We start from the raw sequence: 26,254 nt of genomic DNA on the forward strand, positions 1-26,254 counted from the left end.
TAAACTAAACTCAAAAGCCATGAAAAAAATAATGCTAGTTATAGGGATTATTCTTGTTGTCATAAGTTTCAATTCATGCACTAGCGATGATGGAAATGACAATCAAAATGCCGACAAGATTGTTGGTGCTTGGAAATTAAGTCAATTATTTATTAATAACATTGACCAGCAAGTCAATGAATGTGAAAAAAAGATGACCATTGAAGTTTTCAAAAATGGGAATTACACCGAAAAGGACTATGAATATAACAATGTACTTACTGAATGTGTGCTTTATGATCTTGTCAATGGGACATGGAAAAATTTAGGAAATTCCATGTATGAAATGTCAGGATTGAACACATCGACTGTTAAAGTCACTTTTAATCCTCTTGGATTTACGGCTGAATATTCCGAGACCATTGAAGGCATAACATTAACCGTAAAAACAGTTTTTATGGCTATTGAACATGTGGTTCCCGATCCAATCATCGGTCAATGGAAACAGGAGCAGGAATTTTTGAATGGAGAAGAAGTTACCTTATCCAGTTGTGAGAAAATGTCAACCTTCGAATTTAGGGATGATGGATTCTTTTTGGAAAATGAATACGAAGATAACGAGGCCATGTTGGAATGTGTTGCAAGTCCTGTCAAAACCAGAATTTGGAAACACATAGATGAGACGACCTACATGATGTATGAACTAGACGATGATAGTGGACAAGAGCTTCATATCACTTTTGAAAATAATAAGATGATCATAGAACTATCTATGGAAGAAGATGGCACAATTTACATAGCTAAACTGATTTTTGCCAAAATTTAATGCACATGGAATATCAGGGTTTATCGTCTTTTTTGCAGGATAAAGGGATTAAAAATGCATTATTGCTCAATGCTTTTCAAGAGCTTCCAGAAGACTTGTTGTTATATAATACATCTTATCCCTATACCTATCAGAAATCGAATGTCGGTTCTAAATTGGAAACGATAGAACCCCGAGTAATCGTAATTGCTAAGATGCTTGAAAAATTAAACATCGCGGAAGGTGAGAACATTTTGGTCATAGGCGTGGATTCTGTGTTTATTTTAGCTGCCCTTTCAAAAATATATAGAGACGTTTACATGGTTCAGACTCTTGAACCTTATTTCAATTGGACAAAAAAAGTCTTAACCAAAATAGGTATCCAAAATGTCCATATCAAAATGGAGGGTCAAGAATTAGGCTGGAAGAGCGAGGGTCCTTTTGATACCATTTTAATTGCTTCAGAATTAGAAGCCATTCCCCTAGCCTTGAAAGAACAATTGAAAATTGGAGGAAAATTATTGGTTCCCATAGGTCCTGACTGGACGCATTCAATATTTGAAATGTTCCAAAGAGTCTCCGAAAACAGATATTTAGAGGAAAAACTAAGGGATAATTTCTTCATACCCAATCCAAAGGTCTTACCTGAAATAGGAACAAAGGCATTTTCTGAAACGGAGATAATTCATCATATTAAAGCCAAAGTAATTGCTTTCGACAAAATAACGGCTATACCCATTGATGCGCTTTTAAGTCGAATTGGAGAGGCTAAAGTAGTTCTTTTGGGTGAAGCATCGCATGGTACCTCCGAATTTTATTTAGCGCGCCAGGAAATCACAAAGGCTCTAATTGAAAAGAAAGGATTCAATTTTGTGTCTGTTGAAGCCGATTGGAGCGATGCCGAACAAATAAACAGCTATGTGAGAAACAAACATTCACAAATCGATTTGCTACCGTTCTCCCGATTTCCACAATGGATGTGGAAGAATAGAGAAGTACTCGAATTTGTCGAATGGTTGAAAAAATACAATACAAAACACAAAAATAAGGTAGGCTTTTATGGATTGGACTTATACGGAATGGAACATTCCATTCGGATGGTGATCAATTATTTAGAGCATAAGGACACTAATCTAGCCAGTTTAGCAAAAACACGGTATGCCTGTATGCGACCCTATCTGATGGACCCTGCCATTTATGGAAAAATGGTATTAAGCAAACAATTGGCAAGTTGTGAACATGAGATATTGACAATGTTGGTCGATTTGCTCAAGAACAAGGGCAAATTGAATCATTCGCCCGAGTATTTTTATGCATATCAGAATGCCAATGTGGTCGTCGATGCCGAAAAGTACTATAAGGTGATGTACTACGGTAGCACAGAATCATGGAATTTGCGTGATTTTCATATGTTTCACACTTTGAAATCGCTCTTATCCTATTTTGGGTCTGAAACCAAAGCCATTGTATGGGCTCACAATTCCCATATTGGCAATGCCATGGCCACCGAAATGTACTCAAGAGGAGAAATTAACATTGGACATCTGTGTAAAGAACATTTCCAAGAAGACTCCTATCATATTGGTTTTGGTACCCATTCTGGTTCTGTTGCTGCTGCACATCATTGGGGTGAAGACATGGACGTCATTAGCATCAACACGTCTTTACCCAATAGTTATGAATATCTATTTCATAAGACCGGAATCAAAGCATTCTTATTGCCCCTAAAAGAAAAAGATTCAGGTAAAAAATTAAGGGAATTGTTAAACACGCCAAAGCTAGAGCGTGCCATAGGTGTCATTTACAGGCCAAACACAGAACGCATGAGTCATTATTTTCATGCGGTCCTCCCCGCCCAATTTGATGAATATATTTGGTTTGACACCACCAACTCAGTAACCCCAATAAGTACAGGCAATAGGACTCCAAAACTTGTGAAAAATCATCCACTGGTATAATACTTTTATGGTTCTATAGGCCAAAACTATCCTGCTGATTCATTAAACCCCTTATTCAATAGTTGCTTAACCTCTAAATCATCAACCTGTTCAAAATCTGCATAAAACTGACCTACCGCCCTAAAATAATCCGGTACCAATGGGCAAATGACGTCATTCACATAGGGTGATGCTTTCAATTTTTTTATGGAATCGTAAGGAGCCACGGGTATGGCCACTACAATTCTATCCGGTTTTTCATCATGGAGCATTTTAATAATCGATAGCATGGTATTCCCAGTGGCTATGCCATCATCCACTACGATCAAAATCTTACCCTTTAACTCTAGTGGCTTCCGATAATCATAATAATCCTGATGCCGTCTTTTCAATAGACCTCTGATGTGTTCTATTTCTTCTTTGATATATAATGGTGATATATCGGCAGCGGCATCACTTAAAACACTGCTCTTTAATGTGACAGCTCCAATGGCATATTCTTTATGTAAAGGATGCCCAATCTTTTTAGAAAGTACGATTTCCAATGGTAAGTGTAATTTTTCACTGATCTCATACCCTATGGGTACACCCCCTCTGGGAATTGCCAATATAACGGCATCTGTGTTGCTATAGTTTTCCAACTTTTCTGCCAGTATTCGACCGGCCTCAATTCTATCCTTATACATGCTTCTTATTTTAAATATTCATTAAACCAAAGGGTTGAGAGTTCAGCAACCTTCTCCAGTTTCCCTGGTTCACCAAACAAATGTGTTGCCCCTTCAACAATCTCAAGTTTTTTAATTCCACCCAGTTCCACAAAGGCCTGTTGATTTAAGCTAATCACTGCATGATCATTCCCCCCGACAATTAAAAGCGTCGGCACGTCTATGGTATCCAAAACCGACATGGCCAGATCAGGTCGACCTCCTCTGGACACAACGGCCTTGATACGGTCCTTTAGGCGACTGACCGCAAAGAGCGCTGAAGCCGCACCGGTGCTGGCACCAAAATATCCAATGGGTAAATTGGCTAACTGTTTTTGTTTAAATACCCATTGTGTTGTTTTTATCAAGCGTTGCGACAGCAAATTGATGTCAAATCGGTTTTCATAGATGCGATCCTCTTTTTCGGTCAACAGATCGAAAAGCAAAGAAGAAAATCCTTCCATTTGAAGATACTCGGCCACATAATTATTTCTACTGCTGAATCTGCCACTGCCACTGCCATGAGAGAATATCACCACACCTCTTGAGTTTTCAGTGATTCTCAAACGACCTTTCAATAGCACATTATCTATGGGGATACCAATTGTCTCATATGGGTTTAGTGTTTTCATTTATTTTAATTTATTACTGGTTAACAATCTCACTCTGGATATTCGGATTAAGCGTTGAGCTATCCCATCTTTCACCCGTCAATCGCTTGGGTTTTGCATCAATTCCTAAGATACTCCAACTCATCGGGACTTGAAATGATATTGGTCAATCAGTCGAAAAAAGTCAGATATATGAAAATGACACGTCATTACTTCACTGTTTTTTGGGAATTCAAATCATTCATTTCCTATCCGGAAACAATAAAAACCCTATGCATGCAGTGAGCCCAAACTAATGGCCTTGAAAAGAGAATACACATATGACATATATCATTTCATTTTTTAAATCAACTTATTAATTTGTATGTCTAATTGTAAAATAGAATATGATGTTAGGAGAGTTAACAGCAAATCAGATAGAACATTTACTCTATTCTCAGTTAATTGGTCGACTCGGTTGCCATGCAGGCGGCATCACTTATGTGGTACCTATAACCTATACTTATGACGGCACTTATATTTATGGACATACCAAGGAAGGTATGAAAATCGACATGATGCGAAAAAATCCTAAGGTCTGTTTTCAGCTGGACGTCATGGAAAACATGAGCAACTGGAGGAGCATCATTTCCTGGGGTACATTTGAGGAATTACAAAATCCTGAAGATCGTATCATGGGCATGAAAAAGCTATGGGACCGTATCATGCCATATACCACAGGTGAAACAACGGTAAAACATGCCATTACCGATTCCCATGCCAAAAGTATAGAAGCCATGCAGGGTGTCGTTTACAGAATAAAACTCTCTGAGAAGACCGGACGCTATGAAAAAAAATGATGGGCTATACTAACGGCAAGCACAAGTCATGTAAGGTTGGAAATCATCTCGGTTATTTGAGAGGCCAGTATATTGGTGAGATCAATGGCATTGCTTGGATGCCTTACCGTATTACAGGTCACCACACTATGAACGCCACAATCCAACAATTCCTGATAGCTGCTTCCTGAAAAAATGGCATGAATCCCAATACACACAGGAGGTTTCATCCCTGCTCTTTTTAAATGTTTTACAGTTTCAATCATGGTGTGTGCCGTGGATATAATATCGTCTACCACTACCGGCACCTTGTTTTTATACCGAACCATTTCGGGAAGCCTTATTTCAACAGTATTGGCACTATGTCTTATTTTCCCTAAGACCACGTGGGGTACGCCTACTGCAAGGGCTATATCGGACACCCATTGCTTGCTCTCTGTATCAGGTCCTATAATTATTGGATTATTGATATAATCCTTTATCCACCTCGAAATCTCAACTCCCGAGTGAACAACAGCGTTTGGAATTCGGTAATGCTCTGAAAGTGATGTTATCCGATGCAGATGGGGATCAATGGTTATGATAGCATCCACAACAGTTGACATCAGCTCACCAAAATATTGGGACGTCAGCCCTTCTCCCTTATGGAATTCCTTGTCTTGTCGCATATAGGCCAGATAAGGGGCCACTAAAAGGACCTTCTTTGCCCCTAATGATTTCGCAGTCCGGCTTAAAAAATAAATGGGAAGTATTTTCTCGTTAGGTTCGTATAAGGTACAGATGAGAACAACAGCTTTATCTTGGACATCCGTTACGACTCTTACATAGGTTTCCTGATCGGGAAATTTGCTAACTATATGATTTCCAATGTCAGCATCCATTTTAATGGAGAGCTGTTCCGTTAATATTTCGTTCCCCGGAAGACTAAAACAGACGATATCCTTCATTTCATAATATGGTTAAAATATCTTGATGTAATCTTAAATAATTCAGTGCATACTTAAGTTCACCTTGTGCTTCAGCATAGATGGTATATAAAAGTTGTCCTTTACTTATTGTATTCCCCAAATGAACATTGAGCAATATACCAGATGCCTTCAATTCCGGAGCACCGGATAACTTCGCCAGTTTCGCCATTTTTCTGTTATCAATCCGTATTAACGTACCTTCTTTCTCTGCATGTATTTTATGTGAATGACTGGTCAGAACAGGTTCCGTAAACCTTCCCTGCGCTTTACAGATGGCCATGAACTTGTTTAGTGCTTTTCCGGAGTCCAGAATTTCGGTAGCCGTTTTTATGCCGTGTCCCTGAGATACCTTACCTGATAATTCCAAAAGCGCTCCGGAAAGTAAAAGTGCCCGTTCTCTAAGATCGACCGGTGCGCTAGATTCTCTTCTTAATATGCTTAAAATATCCATAGCTTCCAATACCGGACCGATACCATTGCCAACCGGCTGGGAGCCATCGGTAAGGACCACCTTTGTGTTGAGCCCGATAACTTTGCTCACCACTTCAATATGCGATTTAAGGAGTTCCGCTGTTTTTCTACTTCTTACCTTAGCAGTTTCTCCAACGGGCATATCAATAATAACATGTGTCGAACCGGCCGCAGTCTTTTTTGAAAGCACTGATGCAATAAGCTGTCCTTCAGAATCAATATCCAACGCTTTTTCCACCTTTATCAAAATATCATCCGCCGGACTTAAACGGGCCGCATCCCCCCAGACAAAACAGCCTCCCTCCTTTTCAACCACCTTCTGTAGTTGTTCCGGTGAAAGGGAAACATTGGTTAGCACCTCCATGGTATCGGCTGTTCCGGCTGAGGATGTTATGGCTCTTGAAGAGGTCTTCGGCATGGTGAGTCCAAAGGCTGTAATAATGGAAACGACTATCGGGGTTGTTCTGTTTCCGGGTAAGCCGCCTATGGAATGCTTATCCATGATAATGGCATTATGCCATTTCAATTGGATTCCCGAAGCCACCATAGCCTTCGTTAAATTTGAAATTTCATCGACATCCATGCGTTCACCAGAACAAGCCGTAATAAATGCCGACAGGTGAATATTGGAATAATCACCTCGGACAATATCATTTATAATATGCTGATAGGCATGATAGTCCAATTTGTTGTTGTAGATCTTTGCTCTTAAATGGTTGAGGGAGTTTATGGGCTCCAAATGCGAAACGGTTAACATATCACCATCGCTCACATTGAGCATCTCCGCTGCCGTATTGGACAATCCTATTTCATTGGGAAGCAACATGTTCGAGGTTACCACATTCAGACTGGCGACAATGGAACCGGTCTGTGTCGATACCCTGACCCGCGTCAGCGCTTCGAATCCCTCAGAAATACACACCTCACTGTCCTTTTTCAGGAATACCACGTTGTCATTTTGGGTGAAAATACCCAAATGCTTATACTTTAACACGTTCGGATGTTTTGTCATGGTAACCGAATTCAGTATGTTCTTCTTTTCTGATTTTCTTCTAACGCCTATACAATGGTAGGATATCCGTTTAAATTATGGAATGATATATATCATTTTGCCTGTATGCTAAATTCAATACATTTATTTTAGATTAGAGATGATCCAAGCGGTACGCATCTAAAAATCGTTATTGATTTTGTTCTACTGATGGCTATAGTTAAAATTACATACGAAAAAAAAATTTTGCTAGGATATATCGTCAACTTGATGGTTGTAATTGCATTGGGACTCATCTACTGGAAGCAAATGCCTCTATCCGGCGATGCCATACTCTGGGACTGGATCTTATTGGCGCTCATTATTTTGTCTTTAGGTATGCTGACTGTCGTTTATTTTATCCTAAAGGCCCAGCTAAAAGCCAATAAGACCTATGCACAAGAATTATTGAAGAGTCAGAAGTTGTTGCAATCCATCATCGATAACACCTCCAACCCAATATCTGTAAAAAAGTTAAACGGAGAATACCTTTTGGTTAACACACAATACCAAATGCTTTTCCGGGAGAAAGCACAGGATTTGATTGGGAAGACCAATCATGACGTCTTGGCAAAAGAAATAGCCGACAGGTATCGCAGTAGCGATCTGGATGCTCTGAAGGCAGGCAAGGAAATTCAGGTAGAAGAAACATTCGAACAAGCTGAAGGCACACGCACCTACTTGTCCGTTAAGTTTCCATTGTTTGATAACACCGGTAGGGCGTATGCCATTGGAAATATTTCTACGGATATCACCGAAAGAAAAAAGATTGAACAATCATTGAAGGCCGCAGATACCTTTTTTAATCTTTCCATAGACAGCCTGGTGATCGCCTCAAAAGACAGGTTCATAAAAGTAAATCCCTCATTGAGTAAACTACTGGGGTACAGCGATGCCGAACTATTGGAGAAACCATTTGCCGATTTTATTCATTCCAAGGATAAAACAGCCACCAAAAAGGAAATCGAAATACTTGAAAAAGGAAATGATCTGATCAATTTTAGAAATCGCTGGGTCTGTAAGGACGGTTCTGTTAAATGGCTTTCATGGAATGCTACTGCCGATCCAAGTACCGGAACAATTTACGCTATTGTCAGGGATGTTACGGCTCAGCTTAAGCTCAAGGAAAAGGAAGAAAAAGAAAGGAATATGCTCTATGAGAGTCGGCAAAAATTAAATATGATTCTCGAGAACATCAGTGATGGCGTCATTGTCGCTAACGCCGACAAGCAAGTCGTATTGGCCAATTACAACGCCAACGAAATTTTTGGAATTAAAGAGGACGCCGACATATCCATTAATTTTTCAGATCATTTTGAAGTCCTGTATCCCGATGGAGAAACGCCTTTTCCTGCTCAAAATCTTCCCGCAGAACGTGCATTGGTTGGTGAAGTCACAGATGATGTGGATGTGTTGCTCAGAGATTTTGTGACCCAAAAAAAGCGCCGGGTACTCATAAGTGGCAGGCCCATAATAAATCATGAAAATGATATAGTCGCCGTTGTCGTGACTATAAAAGACATCAGCAAGTATAAAAAACTGGAAGCGGAATTGAAAAAAAAGGATATAGCTTCACGTACCATCATCGGTTTTAAGAAATCCAAGGTAAAAAGCAAATAGCCTTATCATATTGGAATAAATACGTTCACGCTCCTTTGTAACAAATACTCCAGTAACCATAGTTTGTAATAAACAATAAGTCCGAATAAGATAAAACAACAGTAATTCTTAGCTGACTAATATCATGGAAATATTTCACAAAGTAGATTACATTTGTTTTTTAGATGAGTGCATAATAATGATTAAAAAATTTTCAAAACAAACAAAAAACAGGTTTTATCAATCCTTAGGCAAAGTGTTTTACGCTGTGGCCGCTTCAGATAAAGGAGTTAGTAAAAAAGAATTTGGAGAACTCAAAACTTTAGTAAAAGACTTGTGGCTGGATGTAGATACGTCTACGGATGAGTTTGAAGAGGATGCTGCGTATCAAATAGAAATAGTATTTGATTATTTGGCTTCCGAAGAAGTAGAGGCCGAACAATGTTTTCAAGATTTTAAAGATTTCAAATTAGAATATCCAAAAATCTTTTCAAAAGAGCTCATTAAGTTAATATGGCAAACCTGTGATAGTATAGCAACTTCCTTTTATGGGCTAAACCAAGCAGAGCTTAGAATGTTACATCGCGTGAAAAAGGTATTGGGTAAGCCTTGATAATAGTCTATTGTAAACATGTCAAAAAGAGAGGTTGCTTTTGGGATAGGGATTTGGTGGAAATAATAAAGTTAACGCGTGCCAATAATTGGAAGTTGGGCAATCAAATTGGCCTGATTAGTTACAATGACACACCAACCAAAGAAATTCTTGACGGTGGTATTACCATAATTAGTACAGACTTTAAAGAAATGGGAGCAGAAGCAGCTAATATGATTTTATCTGGTGATTTTGTTAAAAAACCGAACCGAACCAAAATGGTCTTAAGGAATTCACTTTAGTGGCTTTAAATTATACTCTGCTTTTAATTTAGAGTTTAAGATTTACTTCTGGTACATAGTCGAATACACTACCTTTTTGATCTAGGACTAATATTTTTGTTTTACCAAGTTTTTTGTTTTCATTCGATTTAAATCATATTTAGGTTCATTCAATTAGTTAAAAGTTTTCAACAATCTATAGAGTCTTCAGATGAATGTATTTTTTAAGTTATAGTGATTCATTAAAATTATAATCATCTAGATTACTTTCCAATACAAAAGTTTGCGAAGATGTTCCCAAGAAGCTCATCGTTAGTGACTTGTCCGGTAATTTCACCAAGGTGATAAAGAACTTGCCGGATGTCAATGGCCAATAAATCACCCGATAGCCCCATTTCCAAACCTTGCTTTACTTTGCGGATTTCTTCAAGTGCCTTCAATAGGGCATCATAATGTCTCGAATTTGTTATTATGGTATCATTATGTTTTAAAGCTCCTGTATTTATAAAGCTTAACAGGGTCGCTTTGAGCTCTTCTATTCCTGTCCCGTATTTTGCGGATAGAAACTGACTATGAGGCCCTTCAACTGTACTCAAGGTATCATTGAGATCTTGTATTTGATCTTTTGAAAGTTTATCTATTTTATTCGCTACAACCAGTAATGGTTTTTGTGGGTACTTATTTTTTATCTTTTCGATTTCAACGACGATCAATTGCGATTTTTTCTTATCCTTAGATACCGTATCGGCTTCAAACAGATAGATCACCACCTGGGCCTGTTCTATCTTTTCGAATGTTTTTTTAATGCCCAATCCTTCAACCACGTCTTTGGTATCCCGGATACCGGCCGTGTCTATAAATCGAAATCCAATACCCCCTATGGTCATCTCATCCTCAATCGTATCGCGCGTTGTGCCAGCTATATCACTTACAATCGCACGATCTTCATTCAATAAGGCATTTAAAAGGGTTGATTTTCCAACGTTTGGTTCTCCGACTATGGCTACGGGAATGCCCTGCTTAATCACATTACCTACAGCAAACGAATCGATCAACCGTTTTAACACAAAGCTAATACGGTCTATTAAATCCTTAAACCGAAGGCGATCTGCAAATTCTACATCCTCCTCTGCAAAATCAAGCTCCAACTCAATAAGTGAAGCAAAATTCAACAATTCCTCCCGAAGCTTAGCTATTTCTGAAGAAAAACCACCGCGCATTTGCTGCATGGCTATTTGATGAGAAGCCTCATTATCGCTTGAAATTAAATCGGCTACAGCCTCGGCCTGGCTTAAATCCATCTTGCCATTTAAAAATGCCCGCAATGTAAACTCCCCTGCTGTGGCCATACGGCACCCTTTACGAAGAAACAATTGAATGATTTCCTGTTGAATATAATGGGACCCGTGACATGAAATCTCAACCACATCTTCACCTGTGTAGGAATTTGGATTTTTAAACACCGATACCAGAACTTCATCGATCGTCCTCGACCCATCCTTAATATGACCCAAATGTATGGTATGCGTGGGCTGCTTTTCAAGAATTTTTCCGGAAACTGATTTAAAATGGGCCCCGGCAATAGTGATGGCTTCATTACCCGATAATCGTATGACCGCAATAGCCCCCACACCTGAAGGCGTTGCCAAAGCTACTATCGTATCCTGATTTATCATGGGGTAAAATTACGAAAAATGAAATGCTTTTTTAATTATTGAATCAGGCCAGATAGATCCCCTCAGGTTTTATTTCTATCAACCGTTTTTTATACAGTGCTCCAACCGCCTTTTTAAAATTCTTTTTACTCATTTGAAGCATGTTCTTTATATCTTCAGGGTCCGATTTGTCGTTAAGGTTTATGAAACCACTATGCACTTTAAGTTCTTGCATGATTCGATCGGCATTAGGCTCAATACTTCTATAACCCAACTGACCCAATACGATATCCAGTTTATTACCGGGTCTGATTTTCTTTACGATACCCTCCATCTTATCCCCTACACTGATATCTTCAAATAGGTTGTCTTTGTAAATCAGACCATGGTGTTTCTTATTTACAATAACATTCCAACCCATTTCTGAAGGATGGGAGGCTATTATTTCAACCTGATCAAACTGTTTAATGCTAAGGTTTTTATTATCCAAAAATCTGTTTGTTTTGCTTGATGCAACCAATCTTCCTGTTTTTTCATCCAGGTAACAATGTACCAAATACCACCCCCCGGGCTTCATTTTAAAGACCTGTTCCTTAAATGGACAAAATAATTCCTTAACCAAACCCCAATCCAAAAATGCGCCAAAAGACGTCACTTCATTACATCTCAGTAAGGCAAAATCATCACGGGTGATATACGGTTTTTCGGTAGTAGCTACCGGACGTTCCTCGTTATCCAAATACACGAACACCTCCAATTTATCCCAAATCTTATAGGCTTCGGGAACATAGCGATTGGGCAATAACACTTCATTACCTGCTTCATCAGCCAGGTATACCCCCTGTTCGGCTTCCCTAAAAATCTCTAATGTGTTATATTCCCCCAAATGTATCATGCCGCAAAGGTAAGGTATTTAACCAGAGTTTGTGATATAAAAAGGTAGGTGGAAAGCAAAATAAATTTATAAGACCATGACATTTACATTCCTAGTTTAATACACGGACTCCCTACCAAAATGCTTCGTCAATAAGTAATACACGACCACTCTGTATTTGGTTCGGTTCGTTCTGCCATATTCATCCATGATCTTGGCTATACTTTCGTCTAGTTTTGGACTATCGCTTAACCCTAATTTTTTAATTAAAAATTTTTCTTTTACTGTTTCCAATTCAGAGGCATCAGAACTGGAAACCGTAGATGAATCAAGGTTATAAATGGATGGACCACATCCAATGGTGATTTTGGTTAGTAAATCCATATCGGCGTTAATTCCAAATTTACGCTTTAATTCTGCAGCATATTTAATAATGAGTTCTTCTCTCTTGTTCATTTTAATTAAGAATTGTCGGTTTAATGTTCCAGATTTTAAATTTAACCATTCTCAAAATTATTTTATGAAATCAAAATAATTTAATAAAACCGTATCATTTTCAAGTCTCGGCGTAAAAATCTCTAATAATTTAGGGGATTTACTTTTTGTATAAAACTTAACCAAAGCTTGTTTTAAATCAGGCTCATTGGATACGCTTTCATAAGCAAAACCATACATTATACATAACTCTCGAGCCGTTAAATGATGTGTGGTTTCAAAGAAATCATCGAATACTTCGGTGTTTTTAGGACCCGGTAAAATTCTAAAAATACCTCCTCCCCGATTATTGATCAAAATGATTCTAAAATTTTTAGGAATGTACCTGTTCCATAAGGCATTACTGTCGTAAAAGAAGCTTAAATCACCCGTAATGAAAATGGTTTGTTTAGGAGCGACGCTGGCAAAACCAATGGCTGTTGATGTACTTCCATCGATACCGCTTGTACCTCTATTACAATAGACCTCAATGGATTTTTTAAGCGTAAATAATTGCAAATAACGAATCGTTGAACTGTTACTGGACTGCAGAATGGTATTATTAGACAACGATTTCACCAAAATATCAAAAACTTTTAAATCACTAAAGGGAATTTCTTTAATATATTGCTTTTGTTTGGCTTGCCTTTTTTGTTTGATTAACATCCAATCATCTCGATAAGTGCTTTTTACATAATGGGTAATCTGAGGTAAAAAACGACTGAAAAAGACATTGGGTGTTGTTTCAATGTGTTGTTTTAAACAAAAAAATGTGTCATAAGCTGTTTCTGAATCGATATGCCAATGTTGGCTCGGTTGAAATTTCCGGAGCAGGGCTTTTATTTTCTTTGAAACAATCAATCCCCCGAATGTCAGGAGAATATCCGGTTTCAATTGCTCCTTTTCAGTATCATCAAGTGGTGCTATAATTTGATCTATATTGGGGAAAAAACTGGGATGGTGTAAGTTGGATGTAGTTTCCGTCATAACGATAACACTTTCATCTTCACTGAGTTCATCTAACCACTTTTGTTCTATGGTGTTTGGTCTGCTGCAACCGATTAAAATTAATTTTCGCTTGGCGCCGTTCCAATATTCTAAACATGTCCTTAGTACGTAATCGTCAATAGGTTTAGGCTTTAAGCTGACTTTTATATCTTCAGGAGCTACCAGCAGTTTATCAACTGTTTCATACAAAGGTTCATCAAAAGGAACGTTAATATGAACGGGGCCCTTTTTTTGAATGGCCATATTTATGGCGGTGTTGATGGACTCTTCGTTAAAGGTCTGAATATCTTTTTGTAATCCCAAAAGGCGTTCAAATTTATCCTCTAAATTCTTTATAATCGGTAATTCCTCATTTGCAGGTATGTTTTTCTCATCTTTTAAATCGAGTTTTAAATTTGCTGAACACAGGATATGGTTCTCATAAACCTGTTTCTGATTGATGGTCTGTCCATCACCAATTCCTATTAAATGCTTGGGTCTGTCGGCAGACACTACAATTAACGGGAGCCTACTGTAGTAGGCTTCTGCCACCGCTGGATAATAATTTAATAAAGCACTCCCCGATGTGCATATCACAGCAACAGGTTCCAGTAAATGTTGTGCAATCCCCAATGCAAAAAAAGCAGCGCAGCGTTCATCTACCAGACTGTAACATTTAAAAAAAGGGTCGTTCGTAAATCCTATGGTTAAAGGTGCATTTCTGCTACCCGGAGATATGATAATGTGTTTTACCTGTTTTACTTTAAAAAGCTGAACCACCGTTTGTGCAAGTGGTATTTTAGAATGCGTCATTGACTTATAAAATATGCCCAAAAGTACATGATTTTTTTTATTTCCAAATTCATGAACAGGATAGACTTCAAATTTAAATTTTTATGGATTAAAGAGATGAAAAGTTACCATTTATTACACTATAGAACCCCTTTAATCACCATAGATTTTGCTACCGTTTCGTCCCATTCGTGTTCCGGATTGGACCATTTTGTAATGCCTCCTCCTACATAAAGTATAGCCCTAGATCCCTTAAGTTGCATACAGCGTAAATTAACAAACAATTGGGTATCGGCTTTTTGAGTTGTAAAAGCCCTATTTTCTTTGTTTTTGGTATTTGATTGTATCATTCCAATCGTTTGAAAATTCAACTCGCCCAGAAACCCAGTGTAATATTCGCGGTCATAATTTTCATGTTCTAAAATAAACTGTTTGGCCTCATGCTTTGGTACGCCACAAACGGCCGGCGTAGGGTGTAAAGCCTCAAGTAATTGGGTCATGTTTACTCCATTTGAGTTTAAGGTTCCTGTTATGATGGATTTCAGGTGTAATAAATTTCCGGATTTAGAGGTTTCTGCTTCAGAGACCGCCACATGTTCAACTGACGCTTTTAATCGGTCTAATATAAAATCGGTTACATATTGCTGTTCTTCTTTTTCCTTTTGTTCCCAAATAACGTTAACCGTACCCTTATATGCTTGCGTACCTGCTAAGGCCATAACGGAAAGTTGTCTATCCTTTATCCTTATAAGGGTTTCCGGTGTTGCTCCTAACCAAAGCCCCACCTCAGGATGATACCAGCAGTATACAAATCCTTTAGGGTAAGCCCGGAGTAATTTTTTAAAGATGGTTAAAGGATTAGAGTCGGTTAATTCCAAAGATTCACTACGGGACAATACCACTTTCTTGAGTTTCCCCTTTTTTATATTCTGAATAGCTGTAGTAACTAGGGCCATGTAACGTCTTTTAACATGGGACTGTTTATTCAAGGATAACGTGGATTCTAACTTAGAAGTACCAGTTGGAAACTCCGAAAAGCTTATCATCTCAGAATCAACAAGAGGAATTAAAACGGTTTTATGGATATCGTTAAAAGGTGAAAACACAAAGCCACTTTCGGTAAAATTCCGCGTGTAACACAATTGATGGGTTTTCTGTAAAAGGGCATTAATACCACTTTCGTTAGGTTTTCTATAGGCCACAAACGGAAGTTTTGCCTTTAGTTGTCCTTTTAGGCTTTCAAAAAAAAGAGTATTGGTCATTATGCTGTTCTCGGAAGCGATAGCGTCGTTAATTTGCACAAAGAAATAAGATGGTCCTTTTCATCGGTTACCCTTATTTCTAACAATTGCGTACTTCTTCCCTTGTGGACAAAGGTGGCCTTGGCATAAACATAGCCTTCCCGAACACTTTTTAAATGGTTTGCCGAAATTTCTATGCCACGAACGAAATACTTATTAATATCTACAAAAATATGGGTTGCAAAACTCCCAACACTTTCAGCTAAAGCCAAGGTGGCGCCACCATGTAATACACCATCAGGTTGGTGGACTTTGGGGGTTACAGGCATTCTAGCAACTAAAAAATTATCCCCATAATCAATAACCTCAATATCTAAGGTTTCCATCAAGGTGTTTTTACATGATTTATTGGCCTGTTCTATAATAGTTTCCTTTGATAATTGCATCTAAAACATGATTTTCTAATGCTGTAAAAATACAAAATAGGCATCAGTATGTCATAATAAGTCTAACTAATTTATATTTGCTAAAATAGAAGTAACCGACAAGGTATGTTAGTACCAACTTTAGAAAACGATCGTGTAAGACTTTCTCCCTTGGGTTTAAGCAATTACCATCATTTAGTGGACATCGCTAAGGAGAAAGATTTAATCCGGTATTCGCCAGGTAACATTACTTCTCCAAAAGCACTTAAAGCTTATGTGCAACAAGCTGTCGATGGTCTTTACCATAAAACCTGTATCCCATTTCTCATATACGACAAACATAAAGGAGCCTATGCAGGAAGCACACGTTTTGGACATATCAACTGGCACCACAAGGTGCTACATATCGGATGGACCTGGATCGGTTATGAATTTCAGGGGACAGGGCTTAACAAAAACATGAAGTTTTTAATGTTACACTATGCCTTTGAAACTTTAAATTTTGATAAGGTCGAATTCCGAATCGATGAGCGTAATCTGCGCTCCAGAAAAGCTGTTGAAAACATAGGTGCCATGCTAGAAGGCATTTTAAGAAAGGACACTTTAATGCTGGATGGTTTTAAACGCAGTACCTGCTGTTATGGGATTTTAAAAGAAGAATGGGAAGACCTGAAACGTTCTGTTTTTAAGGACTTTAACTTCTAAATGATCATTAAGGATTCAAAAAATCACCTGATTGAATTTGTTCAAGGTCAGTGATCGGCTGGTTGTAAAGATAGACCCAGCAATTATAAACGGTTTTGCTTTCCAGAAAAACCTCCATAATATGCCTCTTGTACAAGCCTTCATCAATACCTTCATAGCCATCTAGTACCTCAAGTACCTTCTGTGCGTTGCTCATTCTGTAAATACGGCCAAAAACTTTATTCTTCCCCTGTTTAATAGCTATGGCTCCGGGATACCAATCCACCATATACAATTTACCCGGGAAATACCCCTTACCAACATATTCTGAATGCGTCTCTAAAAATTTAGACATAGCATTGTTAACATCACTCAATAAGGTGCCATAAACAAATAAATAATTTGTGCTGTGCATGAATAAAATGGTTTTATCTATTTACTGGAAGAAATCCAACGGTCTATCTTTTCTTCCAAAAGCTGCAGTGGTACACAACCGGTTTCCCATATTTGCTGATGAAATTCCTTAATATCGAAGGATTCACCCAAGGCTTTGACAGACCTGGATCCTAACTCACTAATCTTAAATTGACCAATTTTATAGGATAAGCGTTTATATTTCATATAAATAGCCTTTTAATAACCTCAAGTTTATTATAGATTACACCTCTGTGTGATCCATAAAGATAATTAAATTTATATTGTTATATACTTCTGTGTAATTGGTCAAGTGTCTTCAATAAACCCGTTTCAACACGTATTTTAAGCGAGGATTACTGTCGCATGGCCCACCTTCATTTTAACTGATATGAAAACCCTGTTTTCAAATTCTTAAACTGACCAAAAGTCAGCAATAATCTATAGTTAACGGACATTTTGTCTGATACAATATCATGGTAAGGTTATTGAATTATTCATGTAAGAGAAACTAAAATTTGCATTATGAATTTAAATAATTTCACTATAAAATCACAAGAAGCCATACAGCAAGCACAGCAGATTGCTCATGGTTTCGGACATCAACAAATTGAAAACGAACATCTCTTTAAAGGGGTTTTTGAGGTTGATGAAAATGTATTGCCCTTCCTCCTAAAAAAACTGAATGTAAATGTCTCCATCCTTCAAAAAGCCTTAGATAAACAATTGGAAAGTTTTTCCAAGGTATCCGGCGGAGAAATTATGTTTTCAAGAGAAGCTGTAAAAACATTCAATGAGGCCAACATAATCGCAAAAAAAATGAAAGACGATTATGTCTCTATTGAACATTTGGTTTTGGCTATTTTTAAATCGAATAGCAAAATAGCACAAATGATGAAGGATCAGGGTGTTACAGAAAAAGGCTTATTTGCCAGTATTGATGAACTAAGGCAAGGAGACCGAGTGACATCCCAAAGTCAGGAAGACACTTATAATGCACTAAACAAATATGCCAAAAACCTGAATCAGCTTACCAGAGAAGGCAAACTCGACCCGGTTATTGGACGCGATGAGGAAATTAGAAGAATTCTTCAAATATTATCCCGTCGTACCAAAAACAACCCCATATTAGTGGGTGAACCGGGAACAGGTAAAACAGCTATTGCCGAAGGCCTCGCACACCGTATTGTAGATGGTGATATACCCGAAAACCTGAAGGAAAAGCAAATTTTCGCATTGGATATGGGGGCATTAATAGCCGGTGCTAAATACAAAGGAGAATTTGAAGAACGCTTAAAAGCCGTCATTAAAGAAGTTACAACCAGTAATGGCGATATTGTCCTGTTTATTGACGAGATCCATACCCTTGTTGGTGCCGGAGGCGGACAGGGCGCTATGGATGCTGCCAATATTTTAAAACCTGCCCTGGCAAGAGGTGAGTTGAGAGCCATAGGTGCTACCACATTGGATGAATACCAAAAGTATTTTGAAAAAGACAAGGCATTGGAACGTCGCTTCCAAAAGGTCATGGTGGATGAACCGGATACTGAAAGCGCCATATCCATCTTAAGGGGTATCAAAGAAAAATATGAAACCCATCATAAAGTACGCATTAAAGACGATGCCATTATTGGAGCAGTAGAATTATCGCAGCGTTACATCACCAATCGGTTTTTACCGGACAAAGCCATTGACTTAATGGATGAGGCTGCCTCAAAATTGCGCATGGAAATTAACTCGAAACCCGAGGAACTGGATGTTTTGGATCGAAAGATTATGCAGTTGGAAATTGAAATTGAAGCTATTAAAAGGGAAAAAGATGAAAGCAAATTAAAATCACTTCGATCGGACTTAGCGAACTTTAAAGAACAACGCAATGAGATAAATGCCAAGTGGAAAAGTGAAAAAGAAGTTGTAGACAACATCCAAAACACTAAACAAACCATCGAGAATTACAAATTGGACGCCGAAAAAGCCGAGCGTGAAGGCGATTATGGTAAAGTAGCAGAATTGCGCTATGGCAAAATCAAAGAAGCGCAAGAACAGCTTGAGCACTATCAATTGCAATTACAGGAGCACGCTGAAAACTCCCTCATTAAGGAAGAGGTAACTTATGACGATATTGCTGAAGTAGTCGCCAAATGGACAGGCATTCCAGTAACCAAAATGTTGCAAAGCGAACGTGATAAATTGTTAAAGCTTGAAGACGAATTGCACAAACGCGTTGTAGGTCAAGATGAAGCCATCGAAGCCGTTAGTGATTCTGTGAGACGAAGTCGTGCAGGTTTACAAAACCCTAAAAAACCTATAGGCACCTTCCTGTTTTTGGGAACTACGGGTGTAGGTAAAACAGAATTGGCCAAAGCATTGGCAGAATATTTGTTCGACGATGAAAATGCCATGACCCGCATAGACATGAGCGAATATCAAGAGCGCCACGCAGTGAGCAGATTGGTTGGTGCACCTCCCGGATATGTGGGTTATGATGAAGGTGGACAACTCACGGAAGCCGTGAGACGGAAGCCTTATTCCGTAGTCCTTTTGGACGAAATAGAAAAAGCACACCCCGATACCTTTAATATCCTTTTACAGGTATTGGATGAAGGTCATTTGACAGATAATAAAGGACGTGTGGCTGATTTTAAAAATACCATAATCATTATGACTTCTAACTTGGGTAGTCATTTGATTCAAGAACGATTTGAAGCCACGAAGGATATTGATTCGGCAATAGAAACGGCAAAAGTGGACGTTTTAGGTCTATTAAAGCAAAGCATAAGACCCGAATTTTTAAACCGTATTGACGATATCATAATGTTTACGCCATTAACAAAAGCCAATATTAAAGATATTGTTGGTTTACAACTTAAGGAAATTACCAAAATGATCGGTCAACAAGGAATAACCTTTGATGCCACCAATGAGGCAGTTGATTATCTCTCCGAAAAAGGTTATAATCCTGAATATGGAGCCAGACCTGTAAAACGCGTGATTCAAAAAGAGGTCCTGAATGCCTTGAGTAAGGAAATTTTAGCCGGTAAAGTAACAACAGATAGTATCATTTTATTGGATGCCTTTGATGATAAACTTGTTTTTAGAAATCAGAGTGACCTGGTGAAGGAAGAACTATAATAACGCCCTAACCCGGTGTAACAAAAGTGAAAAAAAATCGTCTATTAGTTAATTGGTTGGTTAGTTTGAAAAGCAACGTCAATCTCAGTTTTGGGACGCGTTGCTTTTTATGTTTATCGACGAACAAATTCATATTTTCGACGAAATGCATTTTATAAAGACAAACTGCAATAATTTGAAAACAAACCAGTTAAGCGATATGAAATAAAATAATTCCACTATTGCTTTAAGATAGAATAGTACTTACCATTAATTTTTTATATTTTAGTTTTCGAGTAAAGCCCCAAACTCTACTCCATTCCCTTTTTTTTTGTTAAACCGTTTTTTTACATATATAGCTGTGTAAACAAACAAAAAACCTACTTAATAGCAATGAATATATTTAAACACATTGATTATTCCCTTTTAAAATCTACCACAACCGAAAGAGAAATTATCGATTTTTGCCATGATGCTAAAGACAAAAGACTCAATAGTATTTGTGTGAACAGCTCCTACGTAGCTTTAGCAAAACAATTACTTAATAATACCCAAGTAAAAATTTGTACGGTGGTCGGTTTTCCATTGGGAGCCATGTCAACCGAAGCCAAGGTCTATGAGGCAAAAAAGGCCATTAAAGATGGAGCGGACGAAATTGATATGGTCCTGAATTTAGGATTCTTAAAAAGCAAAAATTACGTATCCGTATTAAAAGACATAACCGATGTAAAGCTTGCCATAGGAGATGTACCTCTGAAGGTGGTTTTAGAAATTTCAGAGCTTAGCAAAAATGAAATTATTAAAGCTTGTGAAATTTGTCTGGATACTAAAGTCGATTACATAAAAACCTCAAGTGGCTTCACAAAAAGCGGTGCAACACTAACAGGCATTAAAATGATAAAAAAAACCATTAAGAATAAAATTAAAATTATAGCATCCGGCGGAATAAATGATATGGAAACCGCAATTAAATATTTGGAAACGGGAGCACATCGGGTTGATATATCCCATATGATACAAATAGACGATCAATTACACGCCTTTTCTTAAAACTGTCTTTTAATCTACAACTCATTTATAAATTGCCGGTTTTATTTTTTTAAAACCGGCTTTTTTATGTCCCACATTAATATAATTTAAATAAAGTTAATACCTTTGGATATCAGCATTTCAATTCGTAAAGTTTTGATACAACTTAATACCTATATTGACCATACCCTGTTAAAAGCAACAGCAACTAAACAAGATATTATAGAACTTTGTGAGCAAGCCAAGAGGTATAAATTCCATGCTGTTTGTGTAAATAGCGGCTATGTTGCATTGGCAAAGGAGCAGCTAAACAACAGTAGTGTAAAAGTGTGCAGCGTTGTAGGTTTTCCCCTAGGAGCTATGGCCACTCAGGCCAAGGTTGCTGAAACCCAAGAAGCCATAAAAAACGGTGCGGATGAAATTGATATGGTAATTAATGTCGGGTTATTGAAAAGTAAGGATTTTGATGGCGTATGGAGAGATATCGAAGCGGTAAAGTGTATCCTACCTAACCATATCTTAAAGGTTATCCTGGAAACCTGCTATTTAGAGGAATTGGAAATTATAAAATCCTGTGAACTGGCCGTACAATGTGGTGCCGATTTTGTTAAAACCTCAACGGGTTTTGGACCAGGTGGTGCCCGATTTGAAGAAATAACGATTATGAAACGTGTTGTAGCCCAAAGCGGTACTAAAATTAAAGCTTCAGGAGGCATTAGGGATACCGAAACCGCCCTGAAATACATTAATATGGGTGTTGCCCGTATAGGAACCTCCTCAGGCATTGAAATTGTTTCAGGAACCATATCAAAATCAGACTATTAAATTAATCACCTATATCATGTTCATTAGACAAACCTTTAACTTGTTATCCAAAATCAATACAAGTAATGAGTGTACATATTGAAGCCAAAAAAGGAGATATAGCGGAAACCATTTTACTACCCGGGGACCCCTTACGTGCCAAATGGATTGCTGAAACTTTTTTAAAACATCCATCCTGTTTTAATAAAATCAGAGGCATGTTGGGCTATACGGGTGAATATAAAGGCAAACGCGTTTCTGTAATGGGTACCGGCATGGGGGTCCCCTCTATTTCAATCTACACCCATGAACTGATTAACGAGTATGGTGTTAAAAACTTAATTCGAGTTGGAAGTGCCGGGTCTTACCAAAAACATATTAAAATTAGGGATATTGTACTAGCAATGGCGGCATCATCTAGTTCTGGTGTTAATGAATTACGATTTGGTGGCGCAGACTATGCTCCTACAGCCAATTTCGAACTCTTTCAAAAGGCTATAGAAGTGGCAAAAGAAAAACATATCTCTTTAAAAGCCGGCAATGTTTTTACTTCGGACGAGTTTTATGCCGATGACTTTGAATCCTATAAGAAGTGGTCGAAATTCGGCGTGCTCTGTGTGGAAATGGAAACAGCGGGACTCTATACGGTTGCAGCCAAGTATAACGTTAATGCCTTGTCCATTCTTACCATCTCCGACTCATTGGTTACCGGAGAGCGAACAAGTAGTAAGGACCGTGAAAATACATTTAAAGAAATGGTTGAAATAGGGCTTGAATTAGCTTAATAGTCAGATACTTGAACATTGATATTAATTAATTCTACTTTTGAGAGTAAGTGCAAAGCTTTTTGTTCAAACAAACGATCCATAGCCATCAGATCTATATTGCTTCCTTTAGGTTTATAATTGTTATAATCGACAAATCGAATGCCATTAATGTAACGCTCATTATAAGCTTCGCGAAAGCGGTAGCCGATTCCATCAGATTCCGCATAAGAATACGCGATATAATCGGCTTTAAAGGTATCTGCGTTAATCCAATATACGAATACATCTTCAAAATCTTCACCACCGCCCTCCGCATTAAAAGTAACCTTTATTTTATGGTACTCTTTATCATTGATTTTTGTTTTGCCAATATAAGTTTTATTCACTGCGTCATCATTTAACCTATAAGGTAATACCGAAAAATAATGCACAGCATTAACGGATGATTTATATTTTACTGCCATGGTATCATGCAATTGAATCTTTTTTTGATTCCTATACCTTATAAAGTCATCCTTGCTATTTAAGGCGTCCACAATAGTATCGGAACCGACCAATGTGGTTCGGGTAAGTAAAAAATATCCCTTATCCCTTATGGCTTTATAGTGCCGGTCCCTAAAATCAAAATCAATGGTGGAATGCTCAAAGCGTTTACCACCAGAGACTTCAATAGATTTATTGATTATGGCATCAGCTTCCGGAAAATTATGATCGCTACAAGCAAAAACCATAGTTATAAAGAATAGAACCACATGTAAACTTTTCATAAAACCCTATTTATATCTCGTGAAACTACAATTTCCCCTCCAACAAGACTCTTAATCTTTTCTTAAATGTTTATCCGTTTAAATTTAATACGATTACCTGTAAACTTCTGACTTAAAATGTCAATGGCATTTTCCTTTAATTGCAATACTCTAGGATATCCCCCTGTGGTTTGACAATCCCGCATTAAGATAATTAATTGCCCTTTTGGGGTTAATTGCACCGTTCCCGGTAGCACTGGTGATGTAATGATGGCTTTTATAGAATTCTCAAGGGGTTCTTCCAATTGATAGGCCATTCTATTATTGTTATTGGAAATAATATGGGGTTTAGAAAATAATTTTTCTTGCTGGTTTTTGGAAAGAAGATTAAATTCCGGCCCCTCAAACACCTCAATACGCTCCTTATTAATATAAGCTTTGTGAACACGTAACACTGCATATTTTTTATCCGTCACCCCGTCTTTTTGTGCAAAAGGCAGTTCGCTACCTTTTGATATTACAGAATTAGTGGTAATGCCTTGATACATACTATAACTATCCATAACATGTTCAGTTTTAAACCCGCCAAAAACTGCAAGATACCCCCTAAAACCGCGTATTGATTTGCCAAAATTCAAAACATCCCCTTGAGTAATAGCAATGGCTTTGTTTATACCTAATGGCAATCCATTTAATCTGGCCTCCATATCCGCACCAGTAATGCAAATTTCGGTTTGTTCAAAGAATTGTAAGACAGGACCAACCATAGTCATTTCCAAAACAGGTGCCTCTTTAGGATTCCCTAAAAGAGCATTGGCCATGGAAGCTGCGTACCAGTCCATAACCCCAGAAATGGGTACTCCATATTGCAGGTAATTATAGCGTCCAAAATCCTGTATGGTGCTATAAAACCCGGGATTTAAAACTTTAATCACGGAACACCTCACTTTCCAACTGATAGACCCCGGCGTCAACAAGAGTCTTAATGTTATGATATTGCTTCAAGGATACCGGAACAAACAAAAGTTTATCTCCAGGTTTTGCAAAACAAGGTTGTTCCTTGGATACATCAAAAAAATTAACCGGTGAGTTGCCAATAATATACCATCCCCCCGGGCTTCTCAATGGATAAATACCGGTTTGTTCACCACCAATAGCCACAGCTCCTTTTTCAATTTCCATACGAGGTGTACCTTTTCTAGGCATAAAAAGGGATTTATCCAATCCGCCTAAGTACAAAAACCCAGGTAGAAAGCCAATAAAATACACGGTATAAACCACATTAACATGGCGATCAATGAGCTCCTGAATAGTAAACTTCTTTTCCTGTGAAAGCTCTTGTAAATCTGCACCAAAGGTTTGGTCATAACATACGGGAATCCTCCAGAGCGTTCGCGTCATTTTGGTTCGAGAAGATTTTGTAAGGTATATGCTGTGAAGCACCTCACTTTCCGCTTTAAATTTAAAATTTAAATATTCATAATTTACTAATATTGAGCTATATGCATGGGTAATATGAACTGTTGAATCCCTATAATGCTTTTCAATTTTCTGTTTAAAATAAAGCACATCATGCAAAAGTTTTTCATCAATTAAAGCCGGCCATTCAATAAGAATAGACCGTTCACCAAATTGCTTATAGGATAATTGATACCGCATTATAGGACCTGAATCTGTTTATTCGCCAGGCGTTGCCTTACACTTTCCAACAAATGAATTGCATTTGGAGTATCTCCATGAACACAAAAAGTATGGGCCTGAATAGGTATATTCTTTCCATTAACCGTTTTAACCTTTTTTTCCTTAACCATTTTGTAAATGTGGTGAAACATGGCATCGGCATCTTCAATTAAGGCATTGGGCTCTTGTCTGGAAACTAAGCTTAAATCGTCGTTATAATTCCTGTCAGCAAACGCTTCATAAATAATGGGAACGTGGTTTTTAATAGCCAAATCCGCTATAACCGATCTATATGGTACATAAAGGTAAACGGGAAACGCAAAACTTTTCAACAATTCAATGATAACCATTGCCGTATTTTGGTCTTTAGCAATTATATTGTAAAGGGCTCCATGGGGCTTAATGTGATGTAAACTTACGTGCGCCTTATCCAAGTTCGCAATAAGCCGACAAACTTGATCTTCGAGTGATTTAAATAAGGCCGCGTAAGGCATATCCATAACAGCCCTGCCGAAATTTTCCTTATCCGGAAATGAGGGATGGGCTCCCACTTTAACGCCATGTGTTTTTGCCAATGCAATTACGCGTTCCATAGTTTCATCATCTCCCGCATGCCCTCCGCATGCAATATTACAGGAAGAAATAAGCGGAATCAACAGGTTTTCGTTGTCCAAACCTTCTCCCACATCAGCATTAATGTCGATAATAGATGTATTCAAAAGTATCCATTTTAATTAGGAACCACTAAGTTAAAAAGTTATTGTTACTTAGAAACC

Annotated in this window: 27 protein-coding genes; 11 read left to right on the plus strand and 16 right to left on the minus strand. The window is 38.0% G+C overall.

Annotated elements, in window-relative coordinates:
• Positions 1-19 precede the first annotated feature (19 nt).
• Together MR054_RS08925 and MR054_RS08930 are read left to right on the plus strand one after the other, a co-directional pair.
• Positions 20-805: a lipocalin-like domain-containing protein gene (locus tag MR054_RS08925; protein ID WP_242084913.1), complete on the plus strand. Its 786-nt coding sequence runs from the start codon at positions 20-22 to the stop codon at positions 803-805.
• Positions 806-810: 5 nt separating this feature from the next.
• Complete coding sequence (locus MR054_RS08930) at positions 811-2,742, plus strand: erythromycin esterase family protein (protein ID WP_242157573.1); 1,932 nt, start codon at positions 811-813, stop codon at positions 2,740-2,742.
• Positions 2,743-2,768: 26 nt separating this feature from the next.
• Here the strand turns inward: MR054_RS08930 and MR054_RS08935 are convergent, their stop codons facing one another.
• Both MR054_RS08935 and MR054_RS08940 read right to left on the minus strand, forming a co-directional pair.
• Positions 2,769-3,407 carry a phosphoribosyltransferase gene (locus MR054_RS08935; protein ID WP_242157574.1) on the minus strand — a complete coding sequence of 213 codons (639 nt, stop codon included), beginning with the start codon at positions 3,405-3,407 and terminating at the stop codon, positions 2,769-2,771.
• A 5-nt stretch (positions 3,408-3,412) separates the two neighbouring features.
• On the minus strand, positions 3,413-4,057 hold the full coding sequence (locus MR054_RS08940) for a dienelactone hydrolase family protein (RefSeq protein ID WP_242157575.1): 645 nt from the start codon (positions 4,055-4,057) through the stop codon (positions 3,413-3,415).
• A gap of 365 nt (positions 4,058-4,422) precedes the next feature.
• Between MR054_RS08940 and MR054_RS08945 the strand changes: the two genes are divergently transcribed.
• Positions 4,423-4,875 carry a pyridoxamine 5'-phosphate oxidase family protein gene (locus MR054_RS08945; protein WP_242084917.1) on the plus strand — a complete coding sequence of 151 codons (453 nt, stop codon included), beginning with the start codon at positions 4,423-4,425 and terminating at the stop codon, positions 4,873-4,875.
• Positions 4,876-4,901: 26 nt separating this feature from the next.
• Here the strand turns inward: MR054_RS08945 and MR054_RS08950 are convergent, their stop codons facing one another.
• Together MR054_RS08950 and MR054_RS08955 are read right to left on the minus strand one after the other, a co-directional pair.
• Positions 4,902-5,801, minus strand: coding sequence for a ribose-phosphate diphosphokinase (locus tag MR054_RS08950; protein ID WP_242157576.1), 900 nt, complete (start codon positions 5,799-5,801; stop codon positions 4,902-4,904).
• Between the two features lies 1 nt (position 5,802).
• Positions 5,803-7,305, minus strand: a complete 1,503-nt coding sequence (locus MR054_RS08955; RefSeq protein WP_242157577.1) for a thymidine phosphorylase family protein — start codon at positions 7,303-7,305, stop codon at positions 5,803-5,805.
• A 249-nt stretch (positions 7,306-7,554) separates the two neighbouring features.
• On the opposite strand from MR054_RS08955, the gene MR054_RS08960 reads away from it, so the two are divergent.
• From MR054_RS08960 to MR054_RS08970, 3 genes are all read left to right on the plus strand, one after another.
• Positions 7,555-8,943: a PAS domain-containing protein gene (locus MR054_RS08960; protein WP_242157579.1), complete on the plus strand. Its 1,389-nt coding sequence runs from the start codon at positions 7,555-7,557 to the stop codon at positions 8,941-8,943.
• 178 nt (positions 8,944-9,121) lie between these two features.
• Positions 9,122-9,535 carry a hypothetical protein gene (locus tag MR054_RS08965; protein WP_242157581.1) on the plus strand — a complete coding sequence of 138 codons (414 nt, stop codon included), beginning with the start codon at positions 9,122-9,124 and terminating at the stop codon, positions 9,533-9,535.
• Positions 9,532-9,816, plus strand: a complete 285-nt coding sequence (locus MR054_RS08970; protein ID WP_242157582.1) for a type 1 periplasmic-binding domain-containing protein — start codon at positions 9,532-9,534, stop codon at positions 9,814-9,816. Before MR054_RS08965 ends, MR054_RS08970 begins: the two co-directional genes overlap by 4 nt.
• A 242-nt stretch (positions 9,817-10,058) precedes the next feature.
• Here MR054_RS08970 and mnmE read toward each other — a convergent pair whose 3' ends face one another.
• The 6 genes from mnmE to MR054_RS09000 all read right to left on the minus strand — a co-directional run bounded on the left by mnmE (position 10,059) and on the right by MR054_RS09000 (position 16,264).
• Positions 10,059-11,471 carry a tRNA uridine-5-carboxymethylaminomethyl(34) synthesis GTPase MnmE gene (gene mnmE / locus MR054_RS08975; RefSeq protein WP_242157583.1) on the minus strand — a complete coding sequence of 471 codons (1,413 nt, stop codon included), beginning with the start codon at positions 11,469-11,471 and terminating at the stop codon, positions 10,059-10,061.
• Positions 11,472-11,514: 43 nt separating this feature from the next.
• On the minus strand, positions 11,515-12,345 hold the full coding sequence (locus MR054_RS08980) for a CvfB family protein (protein ID WP_242157584.1): 831 nt from the start codon (positions 12,343-12,345) through the stop codon (positions 11,515-11,517).
• Between the two features lie 96 nt (positions 12,346-12,441).
• Positions 12,442-12,780 carry a DUF2853 family protein gene (locus MR054_RS08985; RefSeq protein ID WP_242157585.1) on the minus strand — a complete coding sequence of 113 codons (339 nt, stop codon included), beginning with the start codon at positions 12,778-12,780 and terminating at the stop codon, positions 12,442-12,444.
• A 57-nt stretch (positions 12,781-12,837) separates the two neighbouring features.
• Positions 12,838-14,598, minus strand: coding sequence for a 2-succinyl-5-enolpyruvyl-6-hydroxy-3-cyclohexene-1-carboxylate synthase (menD, locus tag MR054_RS08990; protein WP_242157586.1), 1,761 nt, complete (start codon positions 14,596-14,598; stop codon positions 12,838-12,840).
• A gap of 119 nt (positions 14,599-14,717) precedes the next feature.
• Positions 14,718-15,839 (minus strand): chorismate-binding protein, encoded by a 1,122-nt coding sequence (locus MR054_RS08995; RefSeq protein WP_242157587.1) that lies wholly within the window; start codon positions 15,837-15,839, stop codon positions 14,718-14,720.
• Complete coding sequence (locus MR054_RS09000) at positions 15,839-16,264, minus strand: PaaI family thioesterase (protein WP_242157589.1); 426 nt, start codon at positions 16,262-16,264, stop codon at positions 15,839-15,841. The genes MR054_RS08995 and MR054_RS09000 overlap by 1 nt, the downstream gene beginning before the upstream one ends.
• Before the next feature lie 105 nt (positions 16,265-16,369).
• Between MR054_RS09000 and MR054_RS09005 the strand changes: the two genes are divergently transcribed.
• Positions 16,370-16,948, plus strand: a complete 579-nt coding sequence (locus MR054_RS09005; protein ID WP_242157591.1) for a GNAT family N-acetyltransferase — start codon at positions 16,370-16,372, stop codon at positions 16,946-16,948.
• A 7-nt stretch (positions 16,949-16,955) separates the two neighbouring features.
• Here MR054_RS09005 and MR054_RS09010 read toward each other — a convergent pair whose 3' ends face one another.
• Complete coding sequence (locus MR054_RS09010) at positions 16,956-17,342, minus strand: gamma-glutamylcyclotransferase family protein (protein WP_242157592.1); 387 nt, start codon at positions 17,340-17,342, stop codon at positions 16,956-16,958.
• Positions 17,343-17,359: 17 nt separating this feature from the next.
• On the minus strand, positions 17,360-17,548 hold the full coding sequence (locus MR054_RS09015) for a DUF885 family protein (protein ID WP_242157593.1): 189 nt from the start codon (positions 17,546-17,548) through the stop codon (positions 17,360-17,362).
• A 318-nt stretch (positions 17,549-17,866) separates the two neighbouring features.
• Here MR054_RS09015 and clpB point away from each other — a divergent pair, with 318 nt between their 5' ends.
• From clpB to deoD, 4 genes are all read left to right on the plus strand, one after another.
• Entirely contained in the window at positions 17,867-20,473 is a 2,607-nt protein-coding gene (gene clpB / locus MR054_RS09020; RefSeq protein WP_242157594.1) for an ATP-dependent chaperone ClpB, read from the plus strand.
• 372 nt (positions 20,474-20,845) lie between these two features.
• Positions 20,846-21,502, plus strand: coding sequence for a deoxyribose-phosphate aldolase (deoC, locus tag MR054_RS09025; protein WP_242157595.1), 657 nt, complete (start codon positions 20,846-20,848; stop codon positions 21,500-21,502).
• Positions 21,503-21,640: 138 nt separating this feature from the next.
• A complete protein-coding gene (deoC, locus tag MR054_RS09030; RefSeq protein ID WP_242157993.1) occupies positions 21,641-22,306 on the plus strand; it encodes a deoxyribose-phosphate aldolase in 666 nt (221 codons plus the stop codon).
• A 65-nt stretch (positions 22,307-22,371) separates the two neighbouring features.
• Positions 22,372-23,070 (plus strand): purine-nucleoside phosphorylase, encoded by a 699-nt coding sequence (gene deoD / locus MR054_RS09035; RefSeq protein ID WP_242157596.1) that lies wholly within the window; start codon positions 22,372-22,374, stop codon positions 23,068-23,070.
• Here deoD and MR054_RS09040 read toward each other — a convergent pair.
• The 4 genes from MR054_RS09040 to pxpA form a co-directional block, all read right to left on the minus strand.
• On the minus strand, positions 23,067-23,819 hold the full coding sequence (locus MR054_RS09040) for a DUF6503 family protein (protein ID WP_242157597.1): 753 nt from the start codon (positions 23,817-23,819) through the stop codon (positions 23,067-23,069). The genes deoD and MR054_RS09040 overlap by 4 nt on opposite strands.
• A gap of 62 nt (positions 23,820-23,881) precedes the next feature.
• A complete protein-coding gene (locus MR054_RS09045) occupies positions 23,882-24,733 on the minus strand; it encodes a 5-oxoprolinase subunit C family protein (RefSeq protein ID WP_242157598.1) in 852 nt (283 codons plus the stop codon).
• Positions 24,726-25,457 (minus strand): 5-oxoprolinase subunit PxpB, encoded by a 732-nt coding sequence (pxpB, locus tag MR054_RS09050; protein ID WP_242084960.1) that lies wholly within the window; start codon positions 25,455-25,457, stop codon positions 24,726-24,728. Before pxpB ends, MR054_RS09045 begins: the two co-directional genes overlap by 8 nt.
• Positions 25,457-26,197, minus strand: a complete 741-nt coding sequence (pxpA, locus tag MR054_RS09055; RefSeq protein ID WP_242157600.1) for a 5-oxoprolinase subunit PxpA — start codon at positions 26,195-26,197, stop codon at positions 25,457-25,459. Before pxpA ends, pxpB begins: the two co-directional genes overlap by 1 nt.
• Positions 26,198-26,254 lie beyond the last annotated feature (57 nt).

Origin of the sequence: Aestuariivivens sediminis, assembly GCF_022662105.1 — a bacterium.
In the GTDB taxonomy this organism is placed as follows: Bacteria; Bacteroidota; Bacteroidia; order Flavobacteriales; family Flavobacteriaceae; genus Aestuariivivens; species Aestuariivivens sediminis.